This is a genomic window from Acinetobacter sp. V2 (assembly GCF_001188385.1).
GTDB lineage: Bacteria > Pseudomonadota > Gammaproteobacteria > Pseudomonadales > Moraxellaceae > Acinetobacter > Acinetobacter oleivorans.
Map to the genome: position 1 here is coordinate 14,142 of NZ_JZFB01000010.1, position 13,039 is coordinate 27,180.

The window sequence follows — 13,039 nt, forward strand, 5'->3', positions numbered from 1 at the left end:
CCAAAAAATTCAAACTGCTATTGTTGCTGATAAAGAATTAAAAACATCTACCGAGAAAACTAAATCTTTCGAAGGTGAAAAGGTTCAACCAGTCCCTAATAACGATTGGAAGAAAAAGCTTATTTTAGTTCCACCACCAATAAAAAACACATCACAGGCAGCTCCATCAGCCGTCTCTTCACAGGATAAGTCTAAATTTACAACGATTGATAATGTTGAATATGTAAATAATGAGTATCTTGAAGATCAGGAATTTAATCTTGAAGGTAAAAAGCGTTTTTATCTTATGCCTGATGGCTTGGGACGAACTGAATCAATAGAGCGTAAAAAAGGTGTGAGTCGATCAACTTTAGATCAGCTTTTTAATCGGCAAGCTCAAAATGAAGAGTCTACTGTTGTATTGGCTCCAACATATATGCGTTTATCTTCGCAAGAGTTAGAAGCAGCTTTTGAACAAGACAAATGTTTTATTAAAGGTTATAACAAACAAATTAAGACACTTAGTATAAATAAAGAAGTAAGTGTATGGCCTCGTAAGCCGTTGAAAGAAAAATTTGAATATGAGGTTGTACAGTTAAACCCTTCTGTTCAGCATTTAAAACTTATGTCATTTGCTGCTAGTAATGAGAAGCCTCTATATTACTGGCCTTTAGTCATCTTTTTAGATAATAAGGGTTGCATTTTAGAAGGAGTTAGTGGGTTTAAGAGTAAATCTTATCCTTCTACGATGTTACAACATTCATCAATTCAAGGTGTTTTGAAAGTACCACCTTCAGCACATTACATGATGATGACACCTTTATCTTCTGCAGTGGATGTTGCAGAAAAAGAGTTAACAAATCAGGGACAAATTCAAATTTCCGTATTACGTTAAAAATAAGTAGGGTATCTAATGAATAAAAAAGTTTTATGGCCTTTTGCACTAACTACATTAGCGATTATGCTAAATGGTTGTGGTGGCGGTAGTTCCAATATTAGTGAAGATCCGAATTCTGGTACTAATAACGGGAATTTATCTTCAGGCAGTTGTACACCAACAACGAGTGACAGTGGTTCGGAGGATTCAACTTGTTTGCAATTCGCTTTAGATTACCCAATAGCTGGTATTAATTTCGATTGTAGTTCGGCAACAAATTTTCATTATACTACTAAACTTACAGGAAATGCGGTAATTGGATCGTGCAAAGTAGGAGATACAGCACGTTTTTATGTTCAGAGTAAAGATAATAAAAAGGTTTTCTTAGGAAACGTTAATCTGGATACGATTGGGAAATTTACTGCCGTTAATGGTAAGTCTAAAGAGACCAATCCGATATATTTAAGAGTGCTGGATTTAGCAAGTGGTATTACAGGTAAAACTCCAGCAACATTAGATAAAAATGATGAAACAATTAAAGTGGCGATTGCTTTAGTAAAAATCTTCCAAAGTATTGGCGTAGAAAATGGTGATAACCTGATTGGGGATATACAACCCACCCAACTTACAGATACAAAGAAAGATCAACTTACTAAAATTTCTCAAAGCATAACGGCTACAGAATTAAAAAATGGTGCTTATGCAAGTATTTTAAAACCATGGTTGGATGTAGGACAAATCTCTGATGATGAAGCTTATAAGTTAGTCGTACAAACGACGAATTTAAGTAATGCTGGTGTTTTTCAATCATTAAATTTATTTAGTAGTTCAGCACCAATATTACAAAATTTTCAAGTTTTCAGAGGTTGTAATAGAACTACACAGGAAGAATGTTTTAATAATACTACTAATTTACGCCATTCATCAGATGAGCTTTATTTATTATCAGACCGACAAGGTTATACATTAGGATATGGTTTGCAGTGGAAGGGCAATGCTATTGTAATAAACAATGAAGTACAAAATCCTTACCTGTTAACATCAAAAGTTAAACCAGCTAAATTAAATGTAAATGCGCAGAATGCTTGGTTAAATCCTATTAGCCGTGAGATTCAGCCAACGACTCCACTTCGTTTGAGTCCCTCTGATAATCCGAATGAAGATTTACAGATTTATCAAGGTAAATTCTTTAATGATTATGCAGTGGCAGGGACAGAGGCATTCTATAAAAATTTAACAAAACTTAGTACAGGTAATCCGCAACATTATGGCCTCTGGCGTCAAAATGTTGATGGTGATAGCTATAATGGGATATTGAGTATTATTAAAAGTAGTCCTATTAGTTACCTAGAAAGAACAGTTTTTAAAACATCTGGTAATGTAAAGTTAGGAGAAACTTATATTTTTCCTCTACATGCTACACTGACATTTAATTTTTCAGATAAGACGATTCAGCCTGTAAATTTAGGTATTGTCATTGATGAACATGGGGATATTCGTACTGATATCAAACCTAATTCAACAACAAATGACATGTCAGGCCAATGCGCTACTGTGGCTGACAATAGTTTAGTGGATAGTAATGGAGTACAACAATATCGAATTGGTACTACCACTGCGACAGTAGATGATGCTTCAAACAGTCAACAGTCTGTTTATGTTCGTATGATTTTATCTAATCCAAAATTTGAGAATATTGATGGTGTGATGGTTGGGCTAACTTTTGTAGGTCCTTCTCCAGGCCCAGCAAAAATAAACTTATTTAATTTGTTGGCGAATAAGGTGGATAGTACGAGTATTGATTTCGACACCGATACTGCTTGGTTTAATCAACATGCAGCAGTTCAAGCAAGCTATAATATGCTTAAGGATGTGCCTGCTCCAACTGCTGCGGATAAAGCCTTGGCTCAACGTAAAGTTGGTACAGTAACAATCAAATTAGCGGATCAGTCTATTCCAGCTTGTAAGGCAATTAAAACTAAGTCTTAACATATTAAACAAATAAAAAAGACCGCTTAGCGGTCTTTTTTATTATCTAAATGATTAACCCGTATGATCTAAACGCGTACCCAAAGTTTCAAGATGTGTTGGGAAAACTTGTTTTTTACGGTCTTCAAAATAATGTCTTAGTGTGTGTTCGACGCTAGGGAAGGCTAGTTCTCCCCATGGAATTTCATGCTCTTCAAACAACCGACTCTCGATGCTTTCTTCACCTGCACCAAAAATCCCATCTTTCAGCTGCGCTTTGAAAAGTACATAAATTTGACCAATACGCGGAATATTGTACATACAGTAGAGTTGTTCTATTTCTATCTCGGCTTCTGCTTCTTCACGAGTTTCGCGTGCTGCACCTTGTTCCATGGTTTCGAACAATTCCATATAGCCAGCAGGCAAAGTCCATAAACCATAACGAGGTTCAATCGCACGACGACAGAGTAATACTTTGTCTTCCCATAACGCTAAGGCACCGCAGATTACTTTGGGGTTTTCATAGTGAATATTTCCACAATGAGTACAAACACGGCGTACTTTATGATCACCTAAAGGAATTTTTTGTTCGGTTTTATGCCCACACGCTACACAGAAACTCATAATTATCATCGAGTATAGAGATGACTCAGCATAACTGAATTTTTAGACTTACGCATCAACTCTATTCCCTAAGTTTGATTTTCAGATATGATGCAAAGAGAGATAGAATAATAGGTGAATGGTATGGAAGAGCACTTGCTAACACAAAAGTTACAGCAAAGATTGCGCTTTTCCACCCGCATACAAGAAGCACAAGCAGCAGTACTGATAGCAATTACTAATGAAAATGATCCGAAGGTACTGCTTACACGCCGTTCAATACATATGAACAACCATGCGGGGGAAGTTTCTTTTCCGGGTGGAAAGCGTGATCCTAGTGATACCAGCAATATTGTTGTAGCGTTAAGAGAGGCTCAGGAAGAGACAGCTTTAAACCCTTTTGATGTGCAATTGCTCGGTGATTTGCCGATGCAGCGTGCAAGAAGTGGTTTGTCTGTAAAACCGATCGTTGGGCTTATTCCTCCAGAGGTGACTTTAATACCTCAGCCTACCGAAATTGACCGAATTTTCTTTGTCCCGTTGCAGCAACTTATTGAAACGCGGCCAACCCCCTATGAAGTTCGATATGCTCATCAGTCTTTATATTTTCCAAGCTTACAGATTGATAATGAAATTATTTGGGGTTTAACGGCTCGTATGTTAGTTGCTCTGTTTAAATATGGATTGGGTTATCAAAAAGATTGGCCATTTTTACTCAACTCGCCAACCTTTGGAATGCCAAAGTTTTCTCATAAGAATAAATGATCAGGATTGATAAATTATGATGTATAGCTATCAAGGACAGCACCCAAAAGCCTTACATGAGCTATGGGATGGTTGGGTTGCTCCAACAGCAACGCTAATTGGACAAGTAGAGTTAGGGCGTCAAGTCAGCATTTGGTTTGGAGCTGTAGTACGTGCCGATAACTGTGTAGTTCGAATTGGTGATTTCTCTAATATTCAAGAAAATTCTGTACTACATACCGATGCTGGACTTGAATTAAATATTGGTGAGTATGTCACAGTCGGGCATAAAGTCATGCTGCATGGTTGTACGATTGGTGATAATAGTTTGATTGGTATGAACGCCGTAATTTTAAATCGGGCTGTGATTGGTAAAAACTGTATTATTGGTGCGAATGCCTTAATTCCTGAAGGGAAGGTGATTCCAGATAATTCAGTGGTGATGGGTTCACCTGGCAAAATTGTCAAAACTTTAGATGAAGATGGTGCTGCAAAAATACGTTTGAGTGCATTGCATTATGCTGAGCACTTTAAGAACTATGCAGATTTAAAAGAATTCCACTTTTAACTCTTTTTTAGAAAAATATTTTTATGCCAAGCACAAGCTTGGCATTTTTATTTTAAAAGAGAACAACTCGCCTATCAGAGCCGAGTGGGGTATCATAACCCTCGTTTTTAATCTGATTTAATACTAAGGTTGTGCATGAAATTGCTGGCGTTGGAAACTGCAAATGAGCAGTGTTCTATTTCATTAGTCAATGAAACCCAAGAACTGTTTTTTCAACTCGATACGCGGGCGAAAGCACAAACCCAGACCATTTTGCCTATGATTGAGCAGGGGCTACAACAAACAGGTCTTGAGGTTGCTGGTCTAGATGCGATTGCCTTTAGCCGTGGGCCGGGTTCTTTTAGTGGTGTTCGCATTAATGCAGCTGTGACTCAGGCGTTGGCATGGTCACAAGATTTACCCGTTATTCCTGTTTCGAGTTTGCAAGCTTTAGCTCAAGCGGCATACCGACTTGAAGGTTTGAAACAAGTCACAGCGGTTCTCGATGCGCGTATGAACGAAGTTTACATTGCAAGTTATGTTCTAGATGAACATGGAATTATGCAATGTATTGATGAAGAAAAATTAATGGGCTACGAGCCAGCTGCTGCTTACGCAAAACATTGCTTAATTGGTTCTGGCGCAAAGTTACTTCAAGCTGATGCAGAGCATCAAACAATCACTGCAACTGCACAAGACATTGCTTCTATTGCACGTGTTTATGCTGCACAAAAGCAGTGGGTTGATGCTGAACATGCTTTGCCAATTTATTTACGTGATGATGCATGGAAAAAAATAGCAGATCAGGGTAAAGCAAAATAAAGGCTAATCATGCACATATATTTTGAAGTAGATTTTCAACAACAAGCACAGCACTACCAAGCTGTGCTTCGTTCTAGAGGTGTGACTGTAGATTTGCAGTTAGTTGAAAAACTGAATGCACGTTTTCTGCGTTTAAATCCTGAGTTGGCACTCTGTGTGGATGAAAACGGGTTATGGTTATCTGCAAATGGCATGAAAATGCAGCCCGATTGGAAAGCCGAAATTTCCCGTTTAAAACGTGCAAGTCTTAAATCAGAAATGATTGCTCGGGCTTGTCAGTTAGGTGAAAAACCAATACTGGTTGATGCTACAGCAGGCTTGGGCCACGACAGCTTACTCATGGCTTATTTAGGCGCACAAACAAAATTGGTTGAGCGCCATCCAATTTTGTTTACCTTACTTGAAGATGCAAAAGCACAGGCTGAACAAGACAGTTTTTTAAGCCAGTTTATGGATCGGATTCAACTGATCTTTGCTGATTCTGCAAGCTATTTACAACAGTTACAGCAAACAGCTCAAATGGTTGATGTGGTTTATCTAGATCCGATGTTTCCTCAGCGTGATCAGAATCATCAAGCCATCAAAAAACAAGCTCAAGTAAAAAAACAGATGCAGCTTTTACATCTTCTTTTACCCGAAGATGGTGAGATGGATTTGGGGGATAATTTGCTGGTTTTGGCACAGAAAGTTGCTAAACGTGTAGTCGTTAAACGACCGCGCCATGCTATTTTCTTGGCGAATCAAGAGCCAGCTCATCAATGGCAAGGAGATGCTTGTCGTTTTGATGCGTATTTTCAGTAGGCTTATGTAAGGTTAGGTTTTATTGCTTGAATAATGCACAAATATATGTGATATAGTTCAAAAGCATGATTGCTAAAATTCTTAGCAGGCATACACTTAAGATGCCTGACAAAAACGAAATTTTTGAAAACCTTTTATGATTGATCTTAAACCCTCCATTAACTTTTGGCATGATTTTAAAAGCAACCAAATTGCCGGAATGTGGCTGTTTTTGGGATCAAGACGTTCTCTACAAATTGTACATCCATCTATTCTTCAGCTTATTGTTTGGGGAATTTTAGGGGGATGTACTAACTCTCTGTATAGTTGGCTTGTCGCTGGTCAAATCGGTGATTTCAATTCACAAGGTTTAATTGGTTATGCACTTTGGCCATTCATTGCCTTAATTGTCGGTATTTTCTTATCCCAGCGCACTAATCAACCTCGCTTAATGCTAGTACCTGCTTTACTGTGGTTGGTTCTAGATACAAATATCTTATTAATTCAATGTTTAATTCAGTATTTGGGTTCTAACGGTTATCTCAACTTTATTCCCGATGCTATTTATAACGGAATTTTACCGAGCTTATTTGTGGCTTTGTTTGTGTGGCAAAGTTTAGCGGTGATTTGGGTTTTCTCACGCGAACTTAAGTGGCCTTGGTGGGAACGTGCACTTGTCATGGTTGCGACTATTGCGACAATGGTAGTGTGGCAACTTTCTGTAAAAGATCAACCGATTTGGAAGGTAGAAGATTCGGCTCCAACATTTGCTGAAGATGCTTTTTACGCACAAAGTAAGTTGCTGAGCGATTCTTTAGAGCAAGTTCAATATGGCGAGCAGGCAAAAAGTCATTGGTATTTTTTAGGTGTTGCTGGTGATAGTTATCAAGATGTTTTTAAATCGGAAGTAGTCCGTATTAAAGAACAGTTTGATACACGTTTCGGAACGATTGGTCGTTCGATGATGTTGGTTAATAATCCAGACACCCGCACAGAAATTCCGATTGCCTCTAAAACCAGTATCGAGTTAGCCCTACGCCGTATGGGGCAGCAAATGAACCGTGATAGCGATGTCCTATTTCTATATATGACTTCACACGGTGAACAGAATCACTTCGAAATTGAAAATGCACCATTAGATTTAGGGCAAGTAGACCCGAAATGGTTGCGTGAAACACTTGATAAATCTGGTATTCGCTGGCGTGTGATTGTTATCTCAGCCTGCTATTCAGGAAGCTTTATTCCTGCTTTACAGTCTCCTGATACTTTAATTATTACCGCATCTGCCGCTGATAAAACTTCTTTTGGATGTAATAACGAAGCTGACTATACCTATTTTGGACGAGCTTTCTTTGATTTGGCTATGCGAGAGCAATCGTCGATGAAAGACTCGTTTAACACAGCTAAGCAAACAGTAACCAAATGGGAAGTGGCTCAAGGTGTTGAACCTTCAGAGCCTCAGTGGATGATCGGTAAAAATATGGAACTTATGCTACCTCAATTGGAAAAGTATCTATTTCCTCAGCAAAATACGGGTAGTGTAGATATTGCTCAAACAAAAACAGAGGCTAAAAACGATGCAACTCCTGCAAAAAAACCGCTGCTTTGAGGGCGAGCAGCGTATATACCAATTTGAATCTTCTTATTTAAAAGGACCAGCGAAGTTTGGTGTTTATTTACCACCAGCAGCTTTAGAAGGTAAAGCATGCTCAACTTTGTTTTACTTAGCTGGGTTAACATGTACTGAAGAAACCTTTGTCATAAAAGCTCATGCGCAACATATGGCAGCACAGCTGAGCTTAATATTGATTACCCCAGACACTTCTCCTCGTGGAGAACAAGTTGCAGCAGGGGATAACTGGGATTTAGGTCAAGGTGCGGGCTTTTATATTAATGCCACGCAAGCGCCATGGTCTGAGCATTATCAAATGGAAAGCTATTTAATTGATGAGTTATACCCACTCGTTTTAAAAAGCTTTCCTGTAAATGCTCAACAAGTTGGTATCTTTGGACACTCAATGGGTGGCCACGGTGCATTAACTTTAGCGTTTAAATATCCTGAAAAGTTTAAGTCGGTATCTGCTTTTGCTCCGATCTGTGCACCAACAGAGTGTGCATGGGGAGGCAAAGCCTTTAGTCATTATTTAGGTGCAGATCGCAATAGCTGGTTGGCTCATGATGCCACAGCTTTAGTATCAAAAAATGGTGCAGTATTTGACGAAATTTTGGTTGATCAGGGATTAGATGACCAATTTTATGAACAACTTCACCCTGAAAAGTTTAAGCAAGCATGTTTAAAAGCAGGACAGCCTTTAACTTTAAGACAACATGCTGGCTATGATCATGGTTATTACTTTATTCAAACCTTTATGGATGAGCATTTACAGTTCCATGCAATCCAATTAGAAAAGGTCGCTGGCTAATTAGTGTAGCCATTCAACCTGAAATTCTTGTTGAGCCATACGGTTTAGATGATCAAGCACCACTTTTTCTAAGTGGTTGTGGTCATCTAACTGGCTATCAATAGCAACGTTTAACTGCTCTGTTTCTGGTGCAAGCGTAATCGTTGCTGTAGGCATTAAGATTTTAAAATCTTGTTCAGTTTCTTGTACTTCAAACTTGTGCTTCCAATGATTAACTAGACGTTTTGCAATGCGTTTTCCATCGTTTGTTAATAGATGAGTTGTGCTTTTCATTATCAATCCTCACATTGGTTTAATGTACCTTAACAAATTCGTTTCGCCGTTAGCATTCTATTGTTGCAACTTTACGTTGCAAGTTTGAAATGTTGTCATTTAAGCAAGGAAGGGCAGGCCAAGTAGGTTCTTTTTTGTTATAATTTTCAGCCTCTCCTTAAATTTTTAGCCAGGTCATCCACCTATGTCCAAGCCTTACTTGATTGCTCCTTCTATTTTATCTGCCGATTTTGCTCGTTTAGGTGAAGATGTAGACAAAGTGTTAGCCGCAGGTGCCGATGTAGTACATTTTGATGTGATGGATAATCACTATGTTCCAAATTTAACTTTTGGTGCTGGTGTATGTAAGGCTTTAAAAAATTATGGGATTACAGCTCCTGTTGACGTGCATCTAATGGTATCTCCAGTTGATCGAATTATTGGAGACTTTTTGGAGGCTGGTGCAGATATTATTACTTTCCATCCAGAAGCATCGCACCACATCGATCGTTCATTACAGTTAATTAAGTCAGGTGGTGCTAAAGCTGGCTTAGTCTTTAACCCAGCAACGCCGTTGCACTATTTAGATTACGTGCTTGATAAAGTAGATCAAATTTTAATAATGAGTGTAAACCCAGGTTTTGGTGGACAAAAGTTCATTCCAATGACATTAGAAAAGTTGCGTGAAGCGCGCAAAATTATCGATGCAAGTGGCCGTGATATTCGTTTAGAAGTTGATGGTGGTGTTGGTCCTGCAAATATTCGTGAAATTGCAGAAGCGGGTGCAGATATGTTTGTTGCTGGTTCAGCTATTTTTGGTCAACCAGATTATAAAGTTGTAATTGATCAAATGCGTGCAGAGCTTGCGAAAGTGGGCAGTGTAGACGCTTAAAAAGTATATTGAACTGAGAATAAGCTTGTGGATAACTTTGTTTATAACTATATGGATAACTGTGTTGATAACCGTATGGATAAGATGTTGGTAAAATAAACAAAATTAGATCAACCGTTTATTCTCTAAGCGAAATGTATGAAAAAAGAACGTTTTGGCGTTCTTTTTTATGCGTGTTGAATATTTTATTATCTGATTTTTTATTAAGCTTTGCTAAAAAATAATCTGTGCAAAAAACGATACGGCTCTGTGTGAAAATTTTTTAGAGATAGATAAGTATAAAACTGTAAAAGTGTCATGAAAAATAAAGCTAAATTTGCTTTAATAAGATTTTAGTAAGAGATTTAGATAATTAATGACGATAAAAATTTTAGCGGTAGATATGGATGGGACTTTTCTTAATTCTAAGAAGCAGTACAACAAAGCACGTTTTTTAAAACAGTACGAACAACTTAAACAAAATAATATTCATTTCGTGGTTGCCAGTGGTAACCAACTTGCAAAGCTGATTACCTATTTTCCAGAAATTAGTCATGAAATTGCTTTTATTGCAGAAAATGGCGCGCATGTTGTAGATGCAGGGCAAGAAATAGCTTTTGCTCATTTAAGTCAGCAACAATATATTGAGATTTTAAAAGCGATTGACTCTTCATATACCTCAACCATGGTGATCTGCGGGAAACAGAGTGCTTATGTGCATAGCAGCATGAACGCAGAGGACTATGCCAAAGTCGCTCGATACTTTGAAAAGCTAACAGTTATTGATGATTTTTATGCACTAGATGACTTGGTGTGTAAAATTACTTTTACTGCTCAGGAAAATGAAAGCTTTGCGATTTTTGAACATTTTCAGAAAAAAAGTTTTGTTGCAGATAAAGTATTAGTTCCTGTTTCAAGTGGTTTTGGTTTTATCGATTTGATTCTTCCAGACCAGCATAAAGCACATGGTTTGAAGCTATTGCTACAAAAATGGCAGGTTGAATCTGATCAAGTGGTTGCGATTGGTGATAACAATAATGATATCCAGATGATCAAAGCTGTCGGCTATGGATTTGCGGTTGAAAATGCAGTTGAAGCTTTGAAAGCAGTAGCTCCTTATACAACTGTAAGTAATGAACATGAGGGTGCACTAGAAGTGATTGATTTAGTCCTTCAGCATCAAACACCATTTGCTTAATTACTTTAAAACAAACAGTTAAGATTGAAAATTGTATCTGTTTGAAAACTTGGTTATGCTAATGGGGTTAAGATTACTCATCGGCTCTAGGCGATAAACCACAATGGCTCTACAACACTTACGCAAGTATGTTTGGTTTGTGTTCCTAATGACTTTGGTCATTGGGTGGAGTGGTGTGTCTGTTGCTCAGACGCCTATGCAGCATGATCTTCATACGATGCCGTGTCATAGTGAAAAAACTTCGCATAAGAATATGCATGTTCAAACTGATGATCAGACTGTATGTCATCAAAATATGACACAGGCTGTTCACTCGCATGGTGAGCATTGTCAGGACTGTAACCCAGTTCATTGTCAAATTGTGAATTTGGCATTACAGCAAGCTGTACCAGATATTGACTCGCAATTCATTCCTATCTCGTCTCAATTTAGCAGTATTTATCAGGCTCAGCATTTAGCCGGATACTGGCAAGAAATTTTACGTCCTCCAAAAGCTTAATCCTTTCTTACTTATTTTTTTAGTTCAAAGGATTACAGCAATGTCTCATAAAACAATTAGCAGCCTCGTCGCTGTATTTGGTCTATTGGTTTCACCATGGACTCTCGCGGCAATTAAGGAATATCACCTTAATATTAATGAACAACAGGTCAATGTTACTGGTCAGCCGCTTAAACGAATTACCGTAAATGGTAAGTTTACAGCACCACTCCTTGAGTTTGAGGAAGGAGATGAGGCTGTTATTCATGTTCATAACCAATTAAAGAATCAAGATACATCTTTGCATTGGCATGGGTTGTTACTACCAGGGTTAATGGATGGCGTACCGGGTTTCAATGGTTTTAAAGGAATCGCACCAAACGGAGATTTTGTTTACCGCTTTAAGGTGAAACAAAACGGCACTTATTGGTATCACGCCCATAGCAAAGGCCAAGAGCAAGATGGTTTATATGGCCCGCTCGTGATTTATCCAAAAGGGAAAATACCTGTAGCTGCACATGAAAAAACTGATCGTGATTATGTGGTGATGCTTTCAGATTTTCATAATTCTTCTAGCGATAGCATTATGAAGAATTTGAAGAAATCTGCTGAGTATTATCAAAATCGCCGTGAAACCGTATCTGATGTTTTGAAGCAAGTTAAAACACAAGGCTTAAAAGCAACTTGGCAAGATCGTTCGATGTGGAATCAGATGCGGATGTTAAAAACCGATATGTCTGATGTGACGGGTTATACGTTCTTAGTTAATGGCAAGACACCACAGCAAAACTGGACAGGTAATTTTAAAGCTGGCGATAAGGTTCGATTACGATTTATTAACGCATCGGCAATGTCATTTTTTGATGTCAGAATTCCAAATTTGAAAATGACAGTTGTAAGTGCAGATGGGCAGCCAGTTAAACCAGTTGCAATTGACGAGTTTCGTATTGGTACAGCTGAAACCTACGATGTCATTGTAGAGCCTAAACAGCCAAATTATCAGATTGAAGCAGAGTCTATTGACCGCAGCGGTTTTGCCATTGGGACTTTGCACAATGAAAATACGCAGGCTGTAGAGTCAATTCAAATGCCGCAGCCACGTCCACGTTCTTTGCTAACCATGGATGATATGGGCATGAGTCATGGCAATGGGGCGAGTGATGAACATGCTGGCCATCAAATGAACATGCAACACGATATGTCGGCTATGCCTGAAATGAAAAAAGAAGAGAGCCAGACTAATCATGATCACACAATGATGAACATGGATCATGACATGAAAAATATGTCATCTGGCCAACATGATCATTCTATGATGCAAATGAAGCATGACATGTCAGCGATGCCTGAAATGAAACATGATATGCAGGCAATGTCATCGAGTGAAAATGATCAGGCTATGATGAATATGAAGCATGAGATGCCTGCGCAATCTGAAAATAAAACTAAAAAGGATGAGCCTGTTTATGGCTGGGCAAATGCTTCGACACCAGAGGG

Annotated in this window: 13 protein-coding genes and 1 pseudogene; 12 read left to right on the forward strand and 2 right to left on the reverse strand. The window is 38.4% G+C overall.

All coding sequences use genetic code 11. From position 1 onward, the window contains the following. Positions 1-874 (forward strand): putative pilus assembly protein FilE (gene filE, locus UC75_RS17785; RefSeq protein WP_128825358.1); only part of this gene is annotated, 874 nt, incomplete at its 5' end. Positions 875-892: 18 nt separating this feature from the next. Next, positions 893-2,845, forward strand: coding sequence for a hypothetical protein (locus tag UC75_RS17790; protein WP_049838349.1), 1,953 nt, complete (start codon positions 893-895; stop codon positions 2,843-2,845). Between the two features lie 54 nt (positions 2,846-2,899). Here UC75_RS17790 and UC75_RS17795 read toward each other — a convergent pair whose 3' ends face one another. Continuing rightward, complete coding sequence (locus tag UC75_RS17795) at positions 2,900-3,448, reverse strand: NUDIX hydrolase (RefSeq protein WP_002115876.1); 549 nt, start codon at positions 3,446-3,448, stop codon at positions 2,900-2,902. A 114-nt stretch (positions 3,449-3,562) separates the two neighbouring features. Here UC75_RS17795 and UC75_RS17800 point away from each other — a divergent pair, with 114 nt between their 5' ends. From UC75_RS17800 to fghA, 6 genes are all read left to right on the forward strand, one after another. Continuing rightward, on the forward strand, positions 3,563-4,192 hold the full coding sequence (locus UC75_RS17800) for a CoA pyrophosphatase (RefSeq protein ID WP_085942204.1): 630 nt from the start codon (positions 3,563-3,565) through the stop codon (positions 4,190-4,192). 19 nt (positions 4,193-4,211) lie between these two features. Continuing rightward, positions 4,212-4,739 carry a gamma carbonic anhydrase family protein gene (locus tag UC75_RS17805; RefSeq protein WP_128825359.1) on the forward strand — a complete coding sequence of 176 codons (528 nt, stop codon included), beginning with the start codon at positions 4,212-4,214 and terminating at the stop codon, positions 4,737-4,739. A gap of 135 nt (positions 4,740-4,874) precedes the next feature. Then, the gene (gene tsaB, locus UC75_RS17810; protein ID WP_049838351.1) at positions 4,875-5,540 is read left to right on the forward strand and encodes a tRNA (adenosine(37)-N6)-threonylcarbamoyltransferase complex dimerization subunit type 1 TsaB; all 666 of its coding nucleotides are present in this window, start codon (positions 4,875-4,877) and stop codon (positions 5,538-5,540) included. 9 nt (positions 5,541-5,549) lie between these two features. Then, positions 5,550-6,341 carry a class I SAM-dependent methyltransferase gene (locus UC75_RS17815; protein ID WP_049838352.1) on the forward strand — a complete coding sequence of 264 codons (792 nt, stop codon included), beginning with the start codon at positions 5,550-5,552 and terminating at the stop codon, positions 6,339-6,341. Positions 6,342-6,477: 136 nt separating this feature from the next. After that, entirely contained in the window at positions 6,478-7,929 is a 1,452-nt protein-coding gene (locus UC75_RS17820; RefSeq protein WP_005302864.1) for a C13 family peptidase, read from the forward strand. Beyond that, positions 7,898-8,743, forward strand: a complete 846-nt coding sequence (fghA, locus tag UC75_RS17825; protein WP_049838353.1) for an S-formylglutathione hydrolase — start codon at positions 7,898-7,900, stop codon at positions 8,741-8,743. The genes UC75_RS17820 and fghA overlap by 32 nt, the downstream gene beginning before the upstream one ends. Here the strand turns inward: fghA and UC75_RS17830 are convergent, their stop codons facing one another. Continuing rightward, positions 8,744-9,016 carry a DUF2218 domain-containing protein gene (locus UC75_RS17830; RefSeq protein ID WP_005071220.1) on the reverse strand — a complete coding sequence of 91 codons (273 nt, stop codon included), beginning with the start codon at positions 9,014-9,016 and terminating at the stop codon, positions 8,744-8,746. It lies immediately after the preceding gene. Positions 9,017-9,200: 184 nt separating this feature from the next. Here UC75_RS17830 and rpe point away from each other — a divergent pair, with 184 nt between their 5' ends. The 4 genes and pseudogenes from rpe to UC75_RS17850 all read left to right on the forward strand — a co-directional run. Next, positions 9,201-9,887 (forward strand): ribulose-phosphate 3-epimerase, encoded by a 687-nt coding sequence (rpe, locus tag UC75_RS17835; protein WP_004794447.1) that lies wholly within the window; start codon positions 9,201-9,203, stop codon positions 9,885-9,887. 355 nt (positions 9,888-10,242) lie between these two features. Continuing rightward, positions 10,243-11,064: a Cof-type HAD-IIB family hydrolase gene (locus tag UC75_RS17840; protein WP_049838354.1), complete on the forward strand. Its 822-nt coding sequence runs from the start codon at positions 10,243-10,245 to the stop codon at positions 11,062-11,064. A gap of 103 nt (positions 11,065-11,167) precedes the next feature. Next, positions 11,168-11,563 carry a hypothetical protein gene (locus UC75_RS17845; RefSeq protein WP_049838355.1) on the forward strand — a complete coding sequence of 132 codons (396 nt, stop codon included), beginning with the start codon at positions 11,168-11,170 and terminating at the stop codon, positions 11,561-11,563. A gap of 40 nt (positions 11,564-11,603) precedes the next feature. Then, positions 11,604-13,039, forward strand: a pseudogene (locus UC75_RS17850) (multicopper oxidase domain-containing protein); the annotation flags it as partial.